We start from the raw sequence: 21944 nt of genomic DNA, 5'->3' as shown, positions 1-21944 counted from the left end.
AATTTTAATATCGAATGTTTAGTTCTTTTGTTATTTCTTTACTTACCGTTACAACCTTATTTGTTAAACCTCTTAATATAGACTTTTTCATCTTGTCTACAGGACCGGCTATTGCGACCGCTGCAATGACATAATCTTTATGGAATACAGGAGCAGCAATGCAACGTACCCCCACGAATCGTTCTTCGTCATCAATCGCAAACCCCTGGCTTTTTATCACTTCCAAATGGTGAGCAAACATTTCTTTATCATTAAATGTATTGTCTGTGGCTTGGTGAAACGGAAGGCAAGCAAAAGCTTCTTGCTGTTTAGCTAATTTTAAATTGGCCAAGATTACTTTACCTAGCGCACTTATATGGGACGGTGAACGATCTCCAATTTCTGAATGGTGTGGTTCCCTAAAGGGAGGTTTGATCATTTGCCTCATCACCACGTCTGTTCCTTCCAATTCCCCAATATATATACCTTCAGCTTCACTTACCCCCAATTGGTAAGGAGTTCGTAGTGTGAGCCAGTCAATGGCGCGTTTCCTTCCATCTATTCGAAACTTTTCAACATTTCGCATAAAATACCTGTCTTTTTTGCTAATATAATTCATATTCTCCAAGGTGCTTAGCAACCGGAAAGCCGTTGTTTTATTTATATCTAGAGCCTTTGTGATTTCTGTTAATGTTAGAAATTCTTCTTCCTGCAGTAAATCTAATATTTGAAGCCCTTTTTTTAACGTTGAAACTTCATATTTACCCATCCCATTCACCTCTTCTCTGACATCATCTTAAGTTACCGTTTTCTGCGATACAACAACTCGACACTTTGTTTCATTATTTGAAACAAGTTTCAATTCTTTATTTAGAAAGATTGTTTTTTGGGTATTGATTGTAAAAACCCATTATTTGGAATGAATTATTCTCAGTTATTCTAGCACCCTACATTGCCTATTTGAAAAAGTACCAGTAATCGCTTCCAATTAACTGAATACTCTGTAATTGAGAATTTATCAGTACAATTGAGAATATATTGATGGAATTAAAACTTAATTTCTTTCTTTATGGAGTGTATAAAAATAAATAACATTATACATTTCATTAATACATCTATTATAAACATAAGTACTAACTAATAATCTCCATGATTAATCAGGGCATTTTTATTGACAAAAAGGAACACTTATACGACAATAATTATGTAATTATAATTATTATAGTTAAGATGCAGTATTTTTTATTATTGCTGCCGTTTAGGACTGGACTATATAACCTAAACTAACTATGTACAAAAACACACTAGGAGGAATATTAATTATGTCTTTAATAGGAAAAGAAATATTACCATTCAAATCTTCAGCTTTTAATAGCGGTAACGGTGAATTTATCGAGGTTTCTCAAGAAAACCTAAAAGGTCAATGGAGTGTTGTTTGCTTTTACCCAGCAGATTTTACATTCGTTTGCCCTACTGAACTTGGAGATCTTCAAGATCAATATGCGACACTAAAAGATCTTGGCGTTGAAGTATATTCTGTTTCAACGGACACACATTTTACACATAAAGCATGGCATGATCATTCAGATGCAATTAGCAAACTGGAATACATTATGATCGGTGACCCTGCACAAACTATTTCACGCAACTTTGATGTACTTGACGAAGAAGCAGGTCTTGCACAACGTGGTACATTCATCATCGATCCAGACGGAATCGTTCAAGCAGCTGAAATCAATGCAGATGGCATTGGTCGTGACGCAAGCATCCTAGTTGATAAAATCAAAGCAGCACAATATGTTCGCAACAATCCAGGTGAGGTTTGCCCAGCAAAATGGAAAGAAGGCGAAGAAACACTTAAACCAAGCCTTGACCTTGTAGGGAAAATTTAAGGAGTAGATAGAATTATGCTAGACGCAGATATAAAAGCCCAATTAGCCCAATATCTTGAATTGATGGAGGGCGATGTGCTACTAAAAGTTAGCGCTGGAGAAGATAAAGTATCGCGTGAAATGGCATCACTAGTGGATGAGTTAGCCACGATGTCATCCCGCATTAAAGTAGAAATGGTAGACTTAGAAAGAACACCAAGCTTTAGTGTTAATCGTATTGGTGAAGATACTGGCGTTGTTTTTGCTGGTATACCACTAGGACATGAGTTCACTTCATTCGTTCTCGCTTTATTACAAGTAAGTGGCAGAGCCCCTAAAGTCGATGAGAAAGTGATCGCGCAAGTGAAAAATCTTGAGGGAACTTATCACTTCGAATCGTATATTAGTTTAAGCTGTCAAAACTGTCCGGAAGTTGTACAAGCACTTAACCTAATGAGCGTGTTAAACCCTAACATAACGCATACGATGATTGATGGGGCAGCGTTTAAAGATGAAGTGGAAAGCAAAAACATCATGGCTGTTCCGACTGTATTATTAAATGGAGAATCATTCTCTAGCGGTCGTATGTCTGTCGAAGAAATTCTAGCAAAACTGGGAAGCGGTCCAGATGCATCAGAGTTCGCGGATAAAGATCCGTATGATGTACTAGTTATCGGCGGTGGGCCTGCGGGTGCAAGTGCAGCTGTTTATGCAGCACGTAAAGGCATTCGTACTGGGATTGTTGCCGATCGTTTCGGTGGTCAGATTTTAGATACAGCTTCGATTGAAAACTTCATTAGTGTTAAACATACGGAAGGTCCAAAACTTGCTTCAAGTCTTGAGGAACACGTTAAAGAGTACAATGTCGATGTGATGAACTTACAGCGTGCAAAACGTTTGGAGAAGAAAGATTTAGTCGAAATTGAACTGGAGAATGGTGCTGTTCTAAAGAGTAAAACCGTTATCCTTTCAACAGGAGCGCGTTGGCGCAATGTTGGTGTACCTGGCGAGGCTGAGTTTAAAAACAAAGGCGTCGCATATTGCCCTCATTGTGATGGCCCATTATTTGCAGGTAAAGATGTTGCTGTTATTGGTGGAGGTAATTCCGGTATCGAGGCAGCGATTGACCTTGCAGGAATTGTAAACCATGTAACTGTTCTTGAATTTATGCCTGAGTTAAAAGCCGATTCTGTTTTACAAGAACGTCTTTATAGCTTGTCTAATGTTACGGTTCTAAAAAACGTTCAAACGAAAGAAATTACCGGTACTGATAGCGTAAACGGTGTAACTTACATTGAGCGTGAAACAGGTGAAGAAAAGCATGTTGAACTAGCTGGCGTATTTGTTCAAATCGGTCTTGTGCCGAGTACGGAATGGCTAGGTGACGCAGTTGAACGTACGAAATTTGGAGAAATCGTTGTCGATAAGCGTGGCGCAACAAACGTGCCAGGTGTATTTGCTGCAGGAGACTGCACAGATAGCGCTTATAAACAGATTATCATTTCGATGGGTTCAGGTGCGACCGCTGCTTTAGGTGCATTCGATTATCTAGTTCGAAATTAATGAATAAACAGGTAAAGGAACAGGCTAAAATGAGCCTGTTCCTTTTTTGTGCACAAACAAAAAGCTGTGTAAACTTGTGTGGCACTCTGTTTATTTTAGACATCAGCCCCCTCTTCCGTCTGGGAGTGAGCCAACCATCCTCGAAATATGATAGTTATACTTTTATAGTAAAGTTTTTACATTACTAAACTTTATCTTTTCAAAATCCTTTTGTATCGTTAGCCATGGACGATCTTCTTCCCAACGAATTTTTACCGGCATTTTATAAGCTTCTGATAATAGTTCATCTGTCAGAACTTCTTCCTTTGGTCCCGAAGCAACTATTTTTCCGTCTCTAAGAAGTATCACATGCGAAATGACATCCACAATTTCTTCAATATGATGGGTCACATAAAGTAAATGACAATCGTTTTGGACAATCTCATTCATTAAAAATAATACTTCTTCACGGGAGAATACGTCTAAACCTGTACATGGTTCATCGAGAATAAGAATTTTTGGATCACTCATTAAAGCCCGAGCAATAAGTACCCTTCTTCTCTCTCCTTGTGACAACAAATTATATGATTTTCCACTCAAATAATCTAAACGCAATGCAGAAAGTAAAGCATCCGCTTTTTTCCAGTCTTCATTTGACACTTTTTCGTATAAACCAAATGAGGCAAATTTACCGCTAACAATAATTTCCTCTACTGTTTCACGCTCTAAAATTTGAGAAAACCTCTCTAATGAACTGCTCACATACCCTATATCCTTCCGTAGCTCTGGTAGGTTGGTCTTGCCAAATTTATTGCCTAGAACTGAAACGTTTCCTGAACTTGGAAAGTTATAGCCATTGACGATGTTTAATAATGATGTTTTTCCAGAACCATTCAACCCTAGAATGGCCCAATGCTCATTTTCTTTTACTTCCCAGTTAATCTGACTTAATATTTCCTGACCACTTCTTCTCCATGATACATCCTTAAAAGTAATAACTCTGTCCATAGCCTTTCCCCCATATTTGAAATAATTTCATACTTCACCTTGAGTTGTGCAATGTTGCTCAGAATATATTCGTTTGATCATTGTGAATATTCGTTTATCACTATATATTATACACAAGTTAATCTACTTTAAATTATAGAAGAGTAGATTAGTAAAAACTCTTATAAGAGAATGCATAAAGGAACAAGGTTGCTAGGCACCTGTCACTGGCCAATTTAAGCTCATGAGAACGATAAAATGCAATAACGCACAGAATAGGGAAACTGCGCGGTAGTGATCTGCGTCTCGATTCAAGAAAACTTGTTTTATGAAATTGATTGCTCTCAAGAGGGATTTGGTTGCTTTCAGACTGCCTCTAGTTGCTCTCAACAGTCGTTTGGTTGCTCTCAGGCTACGACTGGTTGCTTTCACTGCTGTTTGGTTGCCCTTATCCATTTTCTGGAGATACTTATTCTGCAACTACTTAATTGAAGGGTTTTAGTGCGGTGGCGCGAGCCCGCGGAAAGCGAAGCGTCGCCGTGCTAAATTCTTAGTGGTCACCTAATAAAATTTCTTACGACGCAGTTTCCCTATAATTCTACTTGAAAAAAGCTCCCACATATCTAAACCTTCTATAGTTTACTAACCAATAAAAAAATGCACATAACCAGATTAATAGCTGGATTTATGTGCATTTCGTAGTACCATTCTCCAAATTAGTAACACAGGATTTACTAACGTATACTTTTCTGAAATTGGCTAGCCGCATATAATGCTTGCATATCTTGAAGAATGTCCCCCGGCTTGTTACCTTCTCCAATAATATATCCTCCAAAACTTGTTCCCATAAAATCAAAAATATGTTGGAACTGTTGAATTAGTGGTAAGCCTTTCACGTATGGGTTATCTCCACCCACTGCAATCACATATGCTTTTTTTTGAGCCATTTGATTTTTAAAATCAGGATACTGTGCGTCTTTCAATGTCTGAGACCAGCGATCAATAAAATTTTTCATCGTTCCCGACATGGTATACCAATAAATCGGCGTAGAAAAAATAAGAATATCATGCTGAAGTATGCGATCAATGATTGAATTATAATCATCATCGATTTTCGTAAACCCTTCCTCAGCATGTCGCTTATCCTCTATCGGTTTAATCAAATAATCCTTCAAATATATCTCTTCCACGTCCAATCCTTGAATCGCCTTCTTTGTTAATGTCTCTGTATTGCCGTTTGGACGAGTTCCTCCGTACAGAACTGCTATGGTCATCATAAATCCCTCCACTTTATCGCGAATTTGTTATTCTATAGTTTCCATTATATAATGAAAACATTAATCATTAAAACGGATTATTTTGATTGAATCAATCGTAAAATACGATTTAAGAAGGTGAAACATTTGGAGAACAAACATCTTATTACCTTTCAGATAGCAGCTAAAACTCTGAACTTTACCCAAACTGCTAAAATGTTGAATTTTGCTCAATCGAGCGTAACAGCACAAATGAAATCGCTTGAATCCGAACTGGGAACACCGTTGTTTGAACGTCTAGGTAAACGCTTAATTTTGACAGAAGCCGGGCGAAAGTTTCAATTATACGCTGATAAAATGATTAGGCTGAATGAAGAGGCAAAGATGGCTGTTGGAGGAGATGAAGAACTATCAGGGACTCTTACAATTGGGGCACAGGAAAGCCAGTGCACTTACCGGCTTCCTCCCATCCTCATGGAGTTTAAGAAGACATATCCTAACGTCAAAGTCATTTTTAAGCCTGCACATTCCGACGAAATGGCTAGAAAGCAATTACTGGAGGGTTTGCTCGATATTGCATTTATCATGGATGCATTGAAACCAGGAGATGCCTTAAAAATAGAGTCTCTTATACAAGAAAATATCAAATTAGTTGTTGCTCCTGATCATCCATTGCTTGTAAAAAAGGAAGTTTGTCCAAAAGATCTAGAACAAGAAACCTTTTTGCTTACTGAAACTGGGTGTTCTTATCGAACTCTATTAGAAGACAATCTTCGTTCAGCGAAGGTCTACCCATTAAATAAATACGAGTTCGGAAGTATAGAGGCCATAAAACAATGTGTTATTGCAGGATTGGGTATAGCCGTACTACCTGAAATGGCAATCGAGTCTGACATCCGTTCAGGGAAAATGAAGGAATTGGCTTGGCTAAATACCTCAACACCAGTTTTTACTCAGATTGCTTGGCACAAAGATAAGTTGATGACTCCTCCTCTACAAGCATTTATACGATTAACTCATGAAACCTTTAAAGCTTTTACATGAAGCGCTGAGAAACCCTAATCGCTTTTAATGCTCTCTCAAGTAAAGGGTCCCCTTCTCCCATAGGCGGATGATGAAATAACCTATCATGTCTGAATTAATAAAATTAAGACTCCCATTGCATTAGAAAACCTTCTTAATCTATGCGATAATAAAAGAACGAACGTTTCTATTTTACCCGAAATGAGGTGCCGCTATGAAACCTGTCATCCTAGCCGAAAAACCATCCCAAGCAAAGGCATACGCAGACGCTTTTTCTGTTAAGCGCCACGAGGGATTTTTAGAAATAAACCCATGCCCAATCTTCCCTGAAGGAGCATATATAACTTGGGGAATCGGTCATTTAGTAGAATTGAAAGAACCAAAAGCATATGATCCGAAATGGGATAAATGGTCGCTAAACAGTTTGCCAATTTTACCAAACCGATATGAATTCCAAGTGGCAAAGGGTAAATTCAAACAGTTTACGATTGTGAAGAAGCTCATAAAAGGGACAGATACTGTTATTAATGCATGCGACGTAGACCGTGAAGGTTCGAATATCTTCTATAGTATATATAACCAAACAGGTGCGAGAGGAAAAACGATTAAACGATTGTGGATAAATTCACTGGAAGTTGAAGAAGTTCAAAAAGGATTTGCTAATCTACAGGACAATCGCAAAGATCTTCTGTTGTATGAAGAAGCGAAAGCCCGTCAAATTAGTGACTGGCTTGTAGGGATGAATGGTTCAAGGTTATATTCTCTCCTTCTGCAATCGCAGGGTATTCGAGAAGTATTTCCAATCGGACGTGTTCAATCGCCAACGATCTATTTAATTTATCAACGACAAATGGAGATAGAAAACTTTGTTTCAGAACCGTTCTTTGAGATTGAAGCAATGTTTACAGCAGAGCATGGGACCTATAAAGGAAAAGCAAAAGCAAAAGAGCCAAAAAGAGAAATCATTCAAGCACTGCTCTCGAAACATCATATCCATCCAAACTCACCTGGAGTTATTACTTCTGTGGAAAAGCTGGATAAACGAATGCCACCACCGCAGCTCCATTCTTTGTCCACATTACAAGCAACTGCCAATCGCTTGTGGAAAACGAGCCCGGCAGATGTCTTAAAGACGATGCAAGGACTATATGAAAAGAAGCTTGTGACGTATCCAAGAACGGATTCTCGCTTTATAACCACAAGTGAGTTTTCTTATCTTGCTGGACAAGTATCGGAATATCAACAGCTTATTGGACACCCCTTCCCTGTTGCTTCGCTCGTGCCTAAAAAGCGTTATGTGGATAATTCAAAAGTTCAGGAACACCATGCAATTATACCGACCAAAAAACTACCTACACAAGCTAAGCTTGCGGGGTTATCTAATATTGAAAGAAATCTATACGAAGAAATCGTACGCACGACACTCGCTATGTTTCATACCGATTATTTATATACGGAAACAAAAGTGACAACCGATGTAAACGAATTACCTTTCTTTACTACCGGTAAAACAGAGCGCGATAAAGGTTGGAAGGCATTATTTGTTCGTTCTTCTAAAGAAACAGAAAAAGAAGAACCCTCACTTCCTCCTTTAATTGAACAAGAAAAAGTAGAGAGTAATATTGGAATAAAAGAAGGAAAAACCCAACCTCCAAAACCTTACACAGAAGGTCAACTCATCGCGATGATGAAAACTTGTGGAAAACTTGTGGAGGATAAAAATGAAACAGATATTTTAAAAGAAGTTGAAGGTCTTGGAACAGAAGCTACTCGAAGTGGGATTATTGAAACTATTAAACGACATGGCTATATTAATGTAACGAAAAACATCGTGTCTATTACTGATAAGGGACGTGTTCTTTGCCAAGCAATTGAAGGAAATCTTCTTGCAAGCCCATCTATGACTGCAAAATGGGAAACATACTTGCGAAAAATCGGCAATGGAGAAGGTTCACAGGAACGGTTTCTTGGTAGCATCGCAAAGTTTATTCAAAGCTTGTTACAAGAAGTCCCGAATCAATTAAAAACAAAAAATATTGATATAAAACTCGCTCCTCGAGCATCAAAATATGATTCGAAATTCAAGAGAGATCCTATTGTAACCTGTCCCAAGTGTAAAAAAGGGTCCATAATTGCCCATAAAAGTTTTTATGGTTGCACAGAATACAAAAACGGCTGTACTCAAACATTCAATGGCTTCTTTTTAAAGAAAAAGATTACCCCAAGCCAGATTAAACTTCTTTGTACAAAAGGCAAGACAAATGAAATAAAAGGTTTCGTAGCAGAAAACGGACAAACGTTTAATGCTAGCCTTACTTTCGTAGAAGGTAAAGTAAAGTTAGATTTTGCAAAAGAATAAATAGAAAAAGAGGATGTCCCTATCAAATATAAAGGATATCCTCTTTTTTCTACTTCTTAATCTTTTCTAAAAAATTTTCCGCTGCAAGTGAAGGGGAATCTGCATTCATTATCGCAGACACTACAGCAATACCAGCAATTCCTGTATGTTGCAATGTATCGACATTCTCTATTGCGATACCACCGATCGCCACGACAGGGATTGAAACAGTTTTCGTTATTTCTTCCAGTACTCCGTGAGGTAATAGCTTCGCATCCTCTTTCGAACCCGTTGGAAACACAGAGCCCACTCCTAAGTAAGTTGCTCCATCCCTTTCCGCATTCCTCGCTTCTTCTAGAGTTCCAGCTGAAACTCCAATAATAAATGATTTAGGGACGATTTTCTTTACAACAGCAAGAGGTAAATCAGACTGTCCAATATGCACTCCTGCTGCATTTACTGCAATCGCTATATCTATTCGATCATTTATTATTAACGGAACATTATATGAATCTAACAGTTCTTTTACTGCCTTTGCTTTCTCATAAAATACTTTTCCTAAACTACTTTTTTCCCGGAGTTGTACAATCGTCACGCCACCTTTGATTGCTTGCTCCACTACTTTTAACAATGAATCGATCTGTACTGATTCTTCCGTCACTAAATACAATGTCATATCAAGATTCAAGAATAGAGACCTCTTTTCCCCATATATTTTCATCTAACTGAAAAATCTCATCCATCAATTTAACTTTAAATTGGCCAATTCCGGCTCCTTCAGAAAGTCTTCCTCTCGCTCGCTCTCCTGCTAAACTCATTGCTGACATTCCCGCGATACTCGCAGAAAAATAATCATCTGTTGTTCCTGCAAAGCTAGCTATTAAGGAGGTTGTCATACATCCTGTACCTGTTACTTTTGTTAACCATATATCGCCGTTTTCAATTTGAACAATCTCTTTTCCATTAGAAATAATATCAACTTTTCCACTCACTACTACAATACATGAAAAAAGATTTGCAGCTTTCTTCGCAAGTTCTTCACTATCCAATGAGTTATTCCCTGCATCTACACCACGTGTTTTCCCATTTCCACCAATTAGTGAATCTATCTCACTTACATTCCCTCTAATAATTGCTACTTTTATCTTTTCTACTAGTTCTCCTGCTAACTTTTTTCTATACGTTGTAGCTCCTACTCCGACCGGATCAAATATAACGGGGATTCCTTTTTCATTTGCAGCTTTCCCAGCTAATAGCATTGCAGAAAAAGTCTCAGCTTGAATTGTTCCTATATTCAGCACTAGTGCGTTTGCTAATTGCACCATTTCCTCTACTTCTTCAACACTTGTTGCCATTACAGGAGAAGCTCCAATTGCAAGGGTTACATTTGCACAATCATTGATTGTCACCATATTGGTAATATGATGTACGAGTGGGTTTCGACTGCGGACAAGTGAGAATAAGTCACTTACTACTTTTCTATTCATCTAGTATTTCTCCTATCTATTTCAATCCCATTTTCGAACTCTCATATAAATCATAAAAATGATGTGTCGGTCCGTGTCCTGAACCTAAAGACAAACTATGCTTAATCGCAGTAGTTATATACTGTTTTGCTAATGTCGCCGCTTCAAGTAAAGTAAAGCCTTTTGTTAGATTTGCTGCAATTGCAGAAGATAATGTACAGCCCGATCCATGTGTATTTTTTGTCTGAATTCGATTCGCTTTTAACCAATGAAAGTCCACTCCATTGTAGAAAAGATCATTTGGAGGCCCCATCAAATGTCCCCCTTTTATCAGTACAGCATCCACCCCCATCTCCATTATTTGCTCACACGCTTTATACATTTCCTCTTCCGTTTGCAATGTTCTACCTATCAATACTTCCGCTTCTGGAATATTTGGTGTGACGATGGATGATAGAGGAAGTATTTTTTCCTTTAAAGCTTCCACTGCAGATTTCTCCAAAAGATAATGGCCACCTTTTGAGATCATTACTGGATCTACTACAATATACTTAGGTTTATATTTTTTTAATGCTTCTGCTACCACCTGAACTGTTTTAACATTTCCAAGCATCCCAATTTTCACTGCATCGACTTGAATATCGTCAAAGACTGCTTCTAATTGGTCTTGAATGATATTCAAATCAATTTGTTGAACAGAGCGCACCTCTTTTGTATTTTGGGCAGTCACCGCCGTAATGACAGACATTCCGAATGCCCCATTTGCAGAAATTGCTTTAATATCCGCTTGGATACCTGCTCCTCCTCCTGAATCAGATCCTGCTATTGTAAGCACTGTTTTCATGTAATAATCCTCCCATCATTTTGTTTTTCATCATCACTTTTAACAATCCAAACGCTAAAAAGGCTCCGGTAAACGAACTAAACATAAAGGCTGGCACAAATCCAAAAAGTGTTAGTTCTTTTCCAAATAGAAGGACGCCTATTGGGTACGTTGCAATGGCACCGAGAATTCCAGTACCAACAACTTCTCCAACAAATGCAAATCCAAGCTTTTTCGTTTTTGAATACAAGAAACCAGATAGAAGTGCGCCAATTACACTTCCTGGAAAAGCAAAAATAGAGCCCGTACCCAATAAATTTCGTAAAGTAGAAACGATTAATGCTCCCCCAACTGCATACCATGGACCTAACAACACAGCCAAAAGTACATTTGCGAAATGCTGGATTGGGAAAATCTTAGCAAAACCAACCGGTATAAATATGAGATGACTAGATATGGTCGTTATCGCAATAATGACCGATGTCAAAGTTAGCTTTCTTGTTTTATTCATTCTTTTCACCTTCTACCTTAGATTGGCCATTCTTCTAATTGATCGTTCATTTCCCAAAATAGATACTCGAACTTAGACGTCATTTGAAAATGCTCTTCGATCCGAGAAAGTTCTCTTTCGGGTTTACCTTCCGTTAACGTATCCATTAGCTGGATTAACCACTTTGCGCCAGCTGCAAATTCTTCGGAATCATATGTTTCAATCCATTTTGCATATTTGTTTGTGGACAAACTATCCCCATATTGTGCGCGAAGTAGCTTCCCAATTTCCCAGTAATCCCAAGCACAAGGGAGTAAACAGGAAACTAATTCTACAAGCGAACCATTTTGAGCAACATTTAACATATAGCGTGTATAGGCTAAATTAGTAGGAGTTGGCTTAGTAGCTTCTAACTCCTCTCTAGAAATGCCAAACTCTGCAGCGAAAGCACGATGTAAATCCATTTCAAAATGGAGTGTATCGTGAAGGGTTTTAGAAAAGTTGGTCATCATTTCTAAATCAAGTGATTTTTGAACTCCTACCGCAAAAAGCTTCGAATAGTCTAATAGATAGACATAATCCTGCTTCATATAATGAATAAACTTTTCTTCAGCCAATGTTCCTTTCCCTAATTCCTGCACAAATGGATGTTGATGATTCTTCGCCCAAATTGGTTTTACATTTTCAAATAATCGTTCACTAAATTTCATTGTAGAAATCATAAGATATACCTCCTGAAATATTGGTTTCTTTTATTTTTTGGTATTGCACCATTGGTAAATAAATAACAATAGAGTTTGAGTAAACAAGAGTAGTTCCTCTATATTTAGTTTTTCATTAACCGAATGCGCTTCTTCCAGTTTTCCTGGACCATAAATAACTGTCGGAATTCCAGCTTGTCCAAGCCAGCCTGCATCAGTAACAGATTTGGACATCCCAATTTGGACTGGATTTTTGTCTATCTGCCCATGACACGCTGCCAGTAGTAAAACTGCTGGATGTTCCACATCCATTTTTAATGCCGGAAATATCTCTCCTCTTTCTTCAATCATAGATTTTCCACCCCAACGATATTGAAGAGGGTTTTCTCTTAACCAAGGATCCGCCATCGCTACTTGGTTTAAATGATTTTCTATTTCAGTAGTAACTGATTCGTACGTTTCATCCGGATAAAAATGTACCGTAATCCAAAGTCTGCATTCATCTGCTATAAAAGCTGCATGCCTGCCACCTTCAATAACCGCTGGATTTATCGTTGTTGTGCCTGGAGCAAATCCAGGATACTGTTTTGTTACTGCCCAATGTCTCTCCAAATCTTGAAGACCAGCAATAATTTTCATCATTTTTTCTATGGCACTTGCGCCTTTTATTAATCCTCCTGCATGCAACATTTTCATCCGCATGGCATCATGGAAAACTTCCTTACTTTTAATCGTTATCCAACCAGTTATTACTCCACCTTGGCCGTGAATTTGACGATCACTTCCATCTACTACTAGAGCAAAATCAGCCGTATATCCTCTTTCTATACAAGAAAGCGTTCCCGCTTCTCCCGCCTCTTCTCCAATAACAGACTGAATTTGTAGATCACCTTTTATTTCAATATTTAACTCTTTAAATAGTTTGACAGCGAATAACGTTGCGGCCATTGCACCTTTCATATCAGAGGTACCTCTGCCAAATACATATCCATCTTTATTTGTTAGCTTAAATGCTGGCACAGTCCAAGCACTCTCATCCCCAACTTCTGCCACATCAATATGTCCGTTAATGATTAGACTGTGATAATGCAATCCATCTGCTCCTCTTTTTATTCCTACTACATTCGGATCATTTGGAAACACATCCCAACTATCGGTTTCAAATTGGTGTGCTTCTAAAAAGTTGGCAATATAATTTTGGATCTCCTCTGTATTTCTTGCAGGAGGACTAACTGTTGGAAATCCAACTAATTCTTCCAGTATCAGAAGGAGTTCCTCTTTACGTTCATTTACTGCTTTAATAATTCGATTTTGTATTTCTTTCTCCATTGCTTTTCCCCTTCCAAGCAATATTTTTCTAAACAAAAAACCGCTCTCCATAAACGGAAAGCGGCTGTTTTCTACATAATTAAACTAAACGAACGACAGTAGGGGCCCAGCTGCTTCCCTCCGCTAGTATTAACTAGATCAGGTTCAAAGGGTTTACATCCATGATGTGTCTCAGCCTATAATAGGCTCCCCTAGCAGTCATCTATTTAATTGTTCATGCATCTAAATCTTAACACAACTATTTAGAATTACAAGAATGTTTCGCTAAATACTTGTATAACTATACTTGCTAATCTTCACTCTTTTTAAAGCTTAAAAGTTTAGCCTGCAAATGTTGACAAACCTCATTATGTTGATTTAGTGTTTCGCTCTCCACTACTACTATGGCTTGGTTGGGCTTTGATTTAGAAGGCTTGATCTCTTTAATTGTGCTCTTAACATATAAAACATCTGTTGGACGAGTAGGTCGCGGCCAGTTAATCTCTCCGCCAGCTCCAATCACCCCTTGAGCAAAAGGCAAACTCTCTGTCAACAATTTCATCGTAATCGATGCAGTATGCCAGCCACTAGCAGCTAATCCATTGAAAAAAGTATTTTCCGCCAATTCCTCATCACAGTGGAAAACTTGGGGATCGAACTCACGAGCATAGCTTTTGATTTTGTCGGCGCTTAAAGTATATTTTTCACTGATAAAAGTGTCCCCTACTTTTAAATCCTCTAAATACAAAGCTTGTTTAATCAACTAAATCACACTCCCGATAAAATTTATTTTCTTGTAGAAAAAACTAAGCTTATTTACTACTTCATTGAGCAGATTATTAGTGTCAGTGCTTTACATAAAAAAGGCATAATCATTTGTATACCTTTGGAAATCCTCCTTTTTCAAAATATATGTATATACATATATTTGATAGACAGTGAAAATGAAAAGACATATTTCTTTTCAAGTTCATGTATATACATATATAATGGTATAAATTAAAACTTTATCTGTCAAGAGGCAATTTTCAGATAAATAAGCGAATGTTTTATTTTAATTAAATCTAGTGAATGAATGATAAAGGAGAGAAGCTTGATGACCGACAAAAACAGTGAGATGGATTATATCATACAATTTTGTGCCTGTGCCAACCTTAGAAAAGCAGCAAGAACTGTAACACAAGCCTATGAAAAACAAATGCAACCTACGGGTTTGAAAGTCACTCAATACTATATGTTAGTAAACATCGTCCGGCATAAAGATATTTCTATTAGCAAGCTAGGAGAGATTATGTTGCTTGACCAAACTACTATTACTCGTAATGTGAACCTCCTAAAGGAAAGCGGCTATGTTAACATTACTAGAGATAAAAATGATTCAAGAACAAAAACTATTTATATAACTGATATAGGTCTTGCCAAATTAGAGGAAGCAACACCTATTTGGTTACAAATCCAAGAAAAAGTTGAAAATGGTATGGGTAAGGAACAATATAATAATTTGTTAGAAACGCTAATGAATTTACAAGAATCTATCGAATAAGACTCAGATAAACAAGTATTTAAAATGGCGCATTCCTGTAACAAGAAATGCGCCAGATAATATTTATATCTTTTATTTCTTTTCCTTGATCTGTGATTTCAAAGAAAGCTTCACAACATCATCTAAATATTTCGTTGTTTGATATCCGTAAATCTCCATTTTTTTTGGAATATCATTTTCACTATAAAACTTAGCACTATCAACCGTAGTGAAATAACGAGGTTGTTCAAGTTCTTCATATCTAAAATCAGGTTGATTCAGTTCGTAAGTTACCCCATTTTTATCAACAAGTACTGCCTCCGAATTCATCTCCATTGCACTAGATGACCCACCATACTCATTTACAAAATTGTAATGAAACGTCTCATAAGCTCGATTCTCCAATTCACGATTACTTATGATAATATTGGTAGACTGCTCATCTTCCTGCTTGTCTATAGAGATTGTACTTCCTGCATATTCAAAAGTTTGTGGATATTCCCGGTTATCATCCAATTCAATCGTTTTTTTGATATCAAACGTTAAATTAGCAGATTCTAGTTGAACATTAACCTCTTTTGGTTTTTCTCCAAAAAGAGGGTCAAAATGCGTTTGAAAAGTTGTCCAATTCACATCTTGCTGTAAATCTACATAAGAGTTTCCATACATATCCGCTTCCATCTTTTTATTATTCACTTCTAGATTGTTCAAGTTAAGATTGTTTATCCGTTTTTCTGTTAAACCATGATTAATACTAAATTGAATTGTTGTAGCTGTAGGTGCAACGGTTAGTTTTTCAAATCGAATCGGAATTCCTTCTATTTCTATTACTTCATCCACGGTATACACGGTGGAAGGCTTTTTGGTTACAGGTATCTCGAAGTTCCACTCTCCTGTTTTATTTTCAATATTTTCATAGCCCATGAAATTTTGGGATTCAGAAGAATTACGAATCAATTTATAAAGACCTGTAATTTGAATTTCGATTGTTGCGCTATCGGTATTAAGAGGCAACATACTAACTTTTCCTCGATACACGTTTTTTTCTCTATTATTGACATCTGATTCTAGGTCAGGAGGATAATACCTTGGATATGTTGAATTGTTCATAATTTCAAATCCATTTTTTACTAGCATTCCATTATCATAATTCATCATATATTGGCTGTCTTCCACTGTATCTTCAATTTCATAAAATATGAGTGTCTGAAAATCATCTGCAATTACGCTCTTTATCGTAATTTTTACTCCTTCGTTTTCTGCTTCCAGGTTCAGCCTTTGACCAAGATCTTGTTGTAAAAAGGAGATCAATTCCGGATCTTCTTCTGTCCATGAATAGTAGAGGTTGGCAAATGTACCTGTAATAAAACCTATACCTATTAATATGGCGAATGCACTGCCCAAAACAAGTCCCATTCTTTTACGTTTCTTATTCTTCTGTTGCCTGTACTTCTCGTTTTCTTTTAGCTTTTCTTTGATGTTCTCCATGAGATCAGTCGGCATATGCAAGTCTTCTATTCTATCTGTAAGATTTGATAGAGTCGATATAACATCCTGAAAGGCAGCCAACTCCTCCTGACATTGTTGGCATCCGTATATATGTACTTCTAAATCGATCTTTTTCGAGCGTTCCATTGTTTGTTCTAAGTAATCGAGATAATCCTTTTGATATTCCATACAACCATGAAAGTTCGAACCCGACCATACTTCATTTTTGAGTTTCTGGATTCCTGAAGTCAACAACTCTTTCAACTTCCCCACTGAAACTTGGAGAAGATAAGCGGCTTCTTCTTGAGTAAATCGTTGTACGTATGTAAGGACGATCGCTGCTTTCTCATCCTGTTGCAATTGATCCAGTGCTTTGAAGATACCTTGACGAGCTCCACTTTCTTTACTTTTATCCCGAGAAACCTCTCGGCAGTTATGTACGAATATGGACGTAACCCACGTTTCGAATCGCATTTTACTTTTAAAACGAGGCAATTCCTTTTGGGCATATAAAATGGTCCGGTAAAAAATCTCTTCGATTTGTTGTGGACTACTGAGATAACAAGAGCCGAGTATATAGAACGATTGTTGATGCTGATTTAACCAATCGACGATTAAATCCCCACCTTCTCTTCTAATGGTAGCGATAGAAATAGAATTTGCTGTTGCCGTAATCATCCAATTGTCCCCCCTTTTTGTTCGCAAATCATTTACTTCATTTGAATATAATATTTTTCTATAAATTACGATGATTGTAAATAATGATTTATTTATAGAATAACAAACTTCTTTGTAAATCGTAAGTCTATGTGTCTAGATTCCATCTAATAAAAATTCTTCCTTTTGTTAAACCTTTAACTAAGTCTGGAATTTTAAAAGCTGAACTAATCGATTGGATTAGTTCAGCTTTTAAATAGTCAGATATAAAATTATAATTTAACTAATTCCTTGAATAATTCAACACCCGATTCAATCAGTTCATCGCGGAAGTCAAACTCATTTGTATGAACATGTGGGTAATCTTCCCCATTACCAATAAAGAAAAATGCACCTTTTGTCAACTTTGTATAGTGTCCAAAGTCTTCTGACCCACGGAATGCTTCTTTCATTTCCACTAACTCTATTCCCTTGGCTTTTGTAACGAAACGAACTTTATCTGCACTTTCTTTATGATTGAACGTTTCTGGAAATTCATCATTATATTGGAAACTTACTTTTAATCCGAATTCCTCTGCTTGGGCTTTTGCAAAGTTTTCAAGGTTTTCTTGTAGTCGATCTAGCTCCTCTTCGTAAAGAGCACGTATCGTCATACGAAGATCTCCTTTGGATGCAGCAATACCAAAAGCTTTTTCTCCTACATCGATTTGTACAACTGTACATAGGATAAGACCTTTGTTTTTTTCCGGTGAGGTGAATCTAGGAATCGCACCGAGAATATTACCGATAGCGAAAGAGGGATTGACTCCCTTTTCTGGCTGACTGGCATGAGTAGGAGCACCTTCTAGATGTATGGTCATCCCTTTAGATGCACACATCGTTGTGCCATCTATAATCCCAACAGACTTGTAAGGGAATCCACTCATATTATGGTAGGCATAAATTTCATCAATATTGTGTTCCTTAACGAAATCAACACATTGAATAGCACCATCCCCTGTTTCCTCTGCAGGTTGAAAGAGGAAAAAAATATCTCTATCAGCACCCATTTGATCGATCTCAAGCGCAAATCCTGCTAGTGTTGCTGAATGGCCGTCATGACCACATTTATGTGCTTTTCCAGGGATTTGAGAACCCCATGGCAGTTCGATATATTCATCCATTGGAAGCGCATCAAAATCGGCACGGAAAGCAATATTTGGCTTATCAGTTCCTGCCCGGTATATGCAATAGAACCAACTTCCATTATCTATAATCTCTAGTTTTGTATTCGCTCCCAAAAAGTCCATTAAATGTTTTTTCGTCCAAACTTCCTCGTTAGATAGTTCAGGATGTTGATGTAGTTCATGTCTTAGTTTTTTTGCTAATTCATAATTCTCGTTTTTCATTTTATACAGTCTCACTTTCTAATCTCTTACTTGTTGCTGTCGCTTTTTGAGTCGCAAGGCTGACAACTACCGTAACGATTAAGTTAATGATTAACATATATAAACCATTATTAATATCTAAAATAAATGAAGGTAAATTTGGAAATACCGTTGCTACAGTAGTCCCTGTCGCTGCAGAATATAATGCCAATGATACACCAATGACAATACCGCTGATTGCGCCTTGTATCGTAACAAAGTTCTTCTTTTGCAAACTAAAAATTAGCGCTGGGAATAGCTGCATAATAAAGTTATAACTTATTAATTGGAGGAACACGATTGCACCATGTGAATTTAATGATGCATATAGACTAATAAGCGCTGCAATGCTCGCAAAAAGACGAGCGATATTCATTTGCTTACGAACAGAAGTATTTGGTTTCAACGGCATATAAATATTAGAAGTGATCATCGAACCAATGGTAATAAGCGCGACAGAACACGGTACTAAAGATGCCAATAATCCCGTCGCTCCAATGAACCCTACAAACCATGGATTAAATGTTTCAAGCACCAACTTTATTAATGCCAAATCACTTTCAGCGCCTGCTAAAGTCGGAATCGCTAATATTGCAGTTAAACCGACAAGACATGCAAATAGCTGCATTAAGGAATATAAAGGCATTAAAATTGTATTTTTACGAAGGGCTTTGTCATTTTTCGCTGCATAAGTCGATAAGAATGAATTTGGCCAAAGATATAAACCTAAACACATTAAAATAACAGTAGAGACATACCATACTAGACTTAAGCCTGTTTCCGGAAATATTAATATATTTGGCTTAGCCACTGCAATTTCTTTCACCATTGATCCAACGCCATCATAAAAATGGAATGGTAAGTAAAGACCTAGAAATAAAAGGACTCCAAACATTAGAACATCCTTTACCAAAGCTACACGAGAAGATCCATGAAGTCCCGAGATAAGTGTATAGATTAAGACAATAATACTTCCAAACCAAATGGCTGCTGTAGAAGAAATTGCCCCGTAGGATGCGACAGACACAAGCAATCCCATCCCTTTTAGTGCCATTACGATTGTTGGAATAATGGCAATAGCACCAACGATTGTAACAAGTTTCCCTAAAAACGAACTATTATATTTTTTCTCGAAAAAGTCACCTTGTGAAATTAGATTATGCTCCTTACTATAGCGTCTAATCTTCGGTAATATAAAATATCCAATAATACAAGCAATCGAGATATAGGACATGATATAAAGCGTCGCAATTCCACTATTATAGGCTAGTCCCACTAACCCAGTTAGAGAAAAGGCTGTAAAAAACTCCCCTGCTAACAAGAAGAAAGTAATGATAGCACCCATACCTCGTCCACCTAATGCCCACTCTTCCAGTTTGTCATTTTTACCTCTACCTGCTTTTATCGCCGTATACATGCAAAAAATAACAACAGCTATCATAATCGTCAATGAAATATTCATTCTGACACCTCATCTTCATGTTGATCAAACTTATACAATATAAGTAAAGTTAAAGAACTTAAAATAACCCATAATACTATCCAAAACATTGAAAAAGGCAGCCCTAATACATAAGGTTCAATCTGATTCGTTAAAGGTACACCAACAAGGAATGCCACAACAGGAATAAACGCCAAAAAATATAATGGTTTCAAATTAAATAACCTCCTCTACTTTAGATAAAGTTTGTACAAACCGTTTCATGCGCTTCATACCTTCTTCCAGATTCTCTCTTGAGCATGCATACGAAATACGGATATACCCTTCGCCATATTCAGAAAAGCCATATCCAGGAATGACGGCTACTTTCTCTTCAACGACAAGTCGATTGATAAATTCATTTGAACTTAAACCCGTCTTTTCAATTGAAACAAATAAATAAAACGCACCATCAGGTTTAACCGCTTCTAAACCCATATCCGTAATACATTGATAAGCATAATTACGACGGTTTTCATATGCTTTTCGCATTTCTTCCACTTCTGTTAAATCATGTTTTAACGCTTCAATGGCAGCATATTGACTGACTGAACTTGCGCAGACACAGTTATATGCATGCACTTTAAACATTTCGTCTGTTATATAAGCCGGGGCTAATGTGTAGCCAATTCTCCAACCTGTCATAGCGTGTGACTTCGACAAACCATTGATAACTATGCATTGCTCTTTCATTTCGGGGAATGAAGCGATTGAAATATGTTTCAATCCATATGTTAGTTCACTGTATATTTCATCTGAAACAATAAAAATATCTTTCCCTCTTAATAGATTTGCAATCTCTTCTAACTCTTGTGCGTTCAAAATAGTTCCTGTAGGATTCGATGGATACGGTAATACAACGCATTTTGTTTTTTCGGTTAGATTTTCTTCAATTAATTTTGCTGAGATTTTACAATTATTCTTACGAGTATCTACAAACACAGGTGTTGCATAGCACATACGAATCAATGGTTCATAACCTGGATAAACAGGTGCAGGTAAAATGACTTCATCACCCGGCTCTAAGATTGTACGAAAAGCAATATCCAATGCTTCACTAGCTCCCATTGTAATTAATATTTCATCTTCTGGGCTATAGTTTAATTGATAACGTCTTTTCACAAAGTCAGACGCAGCTTGTCTAAGTTCAAGCACACCTGCATTATGGGTATAACCGGTTTTACGTGCTTCAATCGCATGTTTTCCTGCTTCTAAAATAGAATCCGGTGTGACAAAATCCGGTTGTCCAATTGTAAAGTTTATAATCGCAGGATCATTTGCCACTATGTTTCCGATTTCTCGGATGGCAGAAATTTTGATGTCTTTTACAGTTTTACTAAGTAAATGTTTCATGGTGCTCTCCCCTTATATCCCTTTTTGCATACATTTTTAAATATATGCAAGAAGTGTGCCAACTTTAGAAATGCAGATAAATCATTACTTTCTAAAAAAACTCTCCTTAAATTTTGATTCTTATTTAATTCGTTGATTCTAAATAGATTCATTCTATGGCGATATATATATAAATACACCTTGTAATATGCTATATTTTCTTATATTAGCGTTTAAAATGAGTCGATTAAGAATCAAATACTCAATATTTAAAA

Annotated in this window: 20 protein-coding genes and 1 riboswitch; of the genes, 5 read left to right on the top strand and 15 right to left on the bottom strand. The window is 37.1% G+C overall.

Annotation, left to right across the window (positions count from 1 at the left end; all coding sequences use genetic code 11):
• Positions 1-4: 4 nt before the first annotated feature.
• Positions 5-748, bottom strand: a complete 744-nt coding sequence (locus ACIP9W_RS05885; RefSeq protein ID WP_400787078.1) for an IclR family transcriptional regulator — start codon at positions 746-748, stop codon at positions 5-7.
• A gap of 553 nt (positions 749-1301) precedes the next feature.
• On the opposite strand from ACIP9W_RS05885, the gene ahpC reads away from it, so the two are divergent.
• Positions 1302-1871: an alkyl hydroperoxide reductase subunit C gene (gene ahpC / locus ACIP9W_RS05880; RefSeq protein WP_400787075.1), complete on the top strand. Its 570-nt coding sequence runs from the start codon at positions 1302-1304 to the stop codon at positions 1869-1871.
• A gap of 12 nt (positions 1872-1883) precedes the next feature.
• Positions 1884-3413: an alkyl hydroperoxide reductase subunit F gene (gene ahpF, locus ACIP9W_RS05875; RefSeq protein ID WP_400787630.1), complete on the top strand. Its 1530-nt coding sequence runs from the start codon at positions 1884-1886 to the stop codon at positions 3411-3413.
• Positions 3414-3575: 162 nt separating this feature from the next.
• On the opposite strand, the gene ACIP9W_RS05870 is transcribed toward ahpF, so the two are convergent.
• Together ACIP9W_RS05870 and ACIP9W_RS05865 are read right to left on the bottom strand one after the other, a co-directional pair.
• Positions 3576-4400, bottom strand: a complete 825-nt coding sequence (locus ACIP9W_RS05870) for an ABC transporter ATP-binding protein (RefSeq protein ID WP_400787072.1) — start codon at positions 4398-4400, stop codon at positions 3576-3578.
• Positions 4401-5113: 713 nt separating this feature from the next.
• Complete coding sequence (locus tag ACIP9W_RS05865; protein ID WP_400787628.1) at positions 5114-5653, bottom strand: flavodoxin family protein; 540 nt, start codon at positions 5651-5653, stop codon at positions 5114-5116.
• Between the two features lie 129 nt (positions 5654-5782).
• On the opposite strand from ACIP9W_RS05865, the gene ACIP9W_RS05860 reads away from it, so the two are divergent.
• Positions 5783-6679 (top strand): LysR family transcriptional regulator, encoded by an 897-nt coding sequence (locus ACIP9W_RS05860; RefSeq protein WP_400787069.1) that lies wholly within the window; start codon positions 5783-5785, stop codon positions 6677-6679.
• A gap of 193 nt (positions 6680-6872) precedes the next feature.
• Entirely contained in the window at positions 6873-9017 is a 2145-nt protein-coding gene (locus ACIP9W_RS05855) for a type IA DNA topoisomerase (protein WP_400787066.1), read from the top strand.
• 49 nt (positions 9018-9066) lie between these two features.
• Here the strand turns inward: ACIP9W_RS05855 and thiE are convergent, their stop codons facing one another.
• The 7 genes from thiE to ACIP9W_RS05820 form a co-directional block, all read right to left on the bottom strand.
• The gene (gene thiE / locus ACIP9W_RS05850) at positions 9067-9684 is read right to left on the bottom strand and encodes a thiamine phosphate synthase (RefSeq protein WP_400787063.1); all 618 of its coding nucleotides are present in this window, start codon (positions 9682-9684) and stop codon (positions 9067-9069) included.
• Positions 9674-10483: a hydroxyethylthiazole kinase gene (gene thiM / locus ACIP9W_RS05845; RefSeq protein ID WP_400787060.1), complete on the bottom strand. Its 810-nt coding sequence runs from the start codon at positions 10481-10483 to the stop codon at positions 9674-9676. The genes thiE and thiM overlap by 11 nt, the downstream gene beginning before the upstream one ends.
• Positions 10484-10499: 16 nt before the next feature.
• On the bottom strand, positions 10500-11306 hold the full coding sequence (gene thiD, locus ACIP9W_RS05840; RefSeq protein ID WP_400787057.1) for a bifunctional hydroxymethylpyrimidine kinase/phosphomethylpyrimidine kinase: 807 nt from the start codon (positions 11304-11306) through the stop codon (positions 10500-10502).
• Complete coding sequence (gene thiW, locus ACIP9W_RS05835) at positions 11275-11796, bottom strand: energy coupling factor transporter S component ThiW (protein WP_400787054.1); 522 nt, start codon at positions 11794-11796, stop codon at positions 11275-11277. The genes thiD and thiW overlap by 32 nt, the downstream gene beginning before the upstream one ends.
• Positions 11797-11813: 17 nt before the next feature.
• Positions 11814-12497, bottom strand: a complete 684-nt coding sequence (gene tenA / locus ACIP9W_RS05830; protein ID WP_400787051.1) for a thiaminase II — start codon at positions 12495-12497, stop codon at positions 11814-11816.
• Positions 12498-12527: 30 nt separating this feature from the next.
• Positions 12528-13805 carry an acetylornithine deacetylase gene (locus tag ACIP9W_RS05825; protein WP_400787045.1) on the bottom strand — a complete coding sequence of 426 codons (1278 nt, stop codon included), beginning with the start codon at positions 13803-13805 and terminating at the stop codon, positions 12528-12530.
• 98 nt (positions 13806-13903) lie between these two features.
• Positions 13904-14008, bottom strand: a riboswitch (TPP riboswitch).
• An 86-nt stretch (positions 14009-14094) separates the two neighbouring features.
• Entirely contained in the window at positions 14095-14547 is a 453-nt protein-coding gene (locus ACIP9W_RS05820; RefSeq protein ID WP_400787042.1) for a MaoC family dehydratase, read from the bottom strand.
• 333 nt (positions 14548-14880) lie between these two features.
• Here ACIP9W_RS05820 and ACIP9W_RS05815 point away from each other — a divergent pair, with 333 nt between their 5' ends.
• Complete coding sequence (locus ACIP9W_RS05815) at positions 14881-15327, top strand: MarR family winged helix-turn-helix transcriptional regulator (RefSeq protein ID WP_400787039.1); 447 nt, start codon at positions 14881-14883, stop codon at positions 15325-15327.
• Between the two features lie 72 nt (positions 15328-15399).
• Here the strand turns inward: ACIP9W_RS05815 and ACIP9W_RS05810 are convergent, their stop codons facing one another.
• From ACIP9W_RS05810 to ACIP9W_RS05790, 5 genes are all read right to left on the bottom strand, one after another.
• Complete coding sequence (locus ACIP9W_RS05810; RefSeq protein WP_400787036.1) at positions 15400-17472, bottom strand: DUF4179 domain-containing protein; 2073 nt, start codon at positions 17470-17472, stop codon at positions 15400-15402.
• A gap of 251 nt (positions 17473-17723) precedes the next feature.
• The gene (locus ACIP9W_RS05805) at positions 17724-18839 is read right to left on the bottom strand and encodes a M20 metallopeptidase family protein (RefSeq protein ID WP_400787033.1); all 1116 of its coding nucleotides are present in this window, start codon (positions 18837-18839) and stop codon (positions 17724-17726) included.
• 1 nt (position 18840) lies between these two features.
• A complete protein-coding gene (locus ACIP9W_RS05800; protein WP_400787031.1) occupies positions 18841-20319 on the bottom strand; it encodes a sodium:solute symporter family protein in 1479 nt (492 codons plus the stop codon).
• Positions 20316-20513: a DUF3311 domain-containing protein gene (locus ACIP9W_RS05795; RefSeq protein ID WP_400787028.1), complete on the bottom strand. Its 198-nt coding sequence runs from the start codon at positions 20511-20513 to the stop codon at positions 20316-20318. The genes ACIP9W_RS05800 and ACIP9W_RS05795 overlap by 4 nt, the downstream gene beginning before the upstream one ends.
• 1 nt (position 20514) lies before the next feature.
• Positions 20515-21690, bottom strand: coding sequence for an aminotransferase A (locus tag ACIP9W_RS05790; protein ID WP_400787026.1), 1176 nt, complete (start codon positions 21688-21690; stop codon positions 20515-20517).
• Positions 21691-21944: the final 254 nt, after the last annotated feature.

Origin of the sequence: Psychrobacillus sp. NPDC093180, from assembly GCF_044754065.1 — a bacterium.
GTDB lineage: Bacteria > Bacillota > Bacilli > Bacillales_A > Planococcaceae > Psychrobacillus.
The sequence above is the reverse complement of the archived record's forward strand: the minus strand, read 5'-3'. Positions and strand labels throughout refer to the sequence as shown.

Bases quoted from the DNA above. Each gene is read 5' to 3' on its own strand.
- thiM (WP_400787060.1), bottom strand. From the start codon at position 10,483: ATGAATAGAAAAGTAGTAAGTGACTTATTCTCACTTGTCCGCAGTCGA.
- ACIP9W_RS05870 (WP_400787072.1), bottom strand. From the start codon at position 4,400: ATGGACAGAGTTATTACTTTTAAGGATGTATCATGGAGAAGAAGTGGT.
- ACIP9W_RS05800 (WP_400787031.1), bottom strand. From the start codon at position 20,319: ATGAATATTTCATTGACGATTATGATAGCTGTTGTTATTTTTTGCATG.
- ACIP9W_RS05855 (WP_400787066.1), top strand. From the start codon at position 6,873: ATGAAACCTGTCATCCTAGCCGAAAAACCATCCCAAGCAAAGGCATAC.
- ahpC (WP_400787075.1), top strand. From the start codon at position 1,302: ATGTCTTTAATAGGAAAAGAAATATTACCATTCAAATCTTCAGCTTTT.
- ACIP9W_RS05825 (WP_400787045.1), bottom strand. From the start codon at position 13,805: ATGGAGAAAGAAATACAAAATCGAATTATTAAAGCAGTAAATGAACGT.
- thiD (WP_400787057.1), bottom strand. From the start codon at position 11,306: ATGAAAACAGTGCTTACAATAGCAGGATCTGATTCAGGAGGAGGAGCA.
- ACIP9W_RS05885 (WP_400787078.1), bottom strand. From the start codon at position 748: ATGGGTAAATATGAAGTTTCAACGTTAAAAAAAGGGCTTCAAATATTA.
- ACIP9W_RS05815 (WP_400787039.1), top strand. From the start codon at position 14,881: ATGACCGACAAAAACAGTGAGATGGATTATATCATACAATTTTGTGCC.
- ACIP9W_RS05805 (WP_400787033.1), bottom strand. From the start codon at position 18,839: ATGAAAAACGAGAATTATGAATTAGCAAAAAAACTAAGACATGAACTA.
- thiW (WP_400787054.1), bottom strand. From the start codon at position 11,796: ATGAATAAAACAAGAAAGCTAACTTTGACATCGGTCATTATTGCGATA.
- ACIP9W_RS05865 (WP_400787628.1), bottom strand. From the start codon at position 5,653: ATGACCATAGCAGTTCTGTACGGAGGAACTCGTCCAAACGGCAATACA.
- ACIP9W_RS05810 (WP_400787036.1), bottom strand. From the start codon at position 17,472: ATGATTACGGCAACAGCAAATTCTATTTCTATCGCTACCATTAGAAGA.
- ACIP9W_RS05790 (WP_400787026.1), bottom strand. From the start codon at position 21,690: ATGAAACATTTACTTAGTAAAACTGTAAAAGACATCAAAATTTCTGCC.
- tenA (WP_400787051.1), bottom strand. From the start codon at position 12,497: ATGATTTCTACAATGAAATTTAGTGAACGATTATTTGAAAATGTAAAA.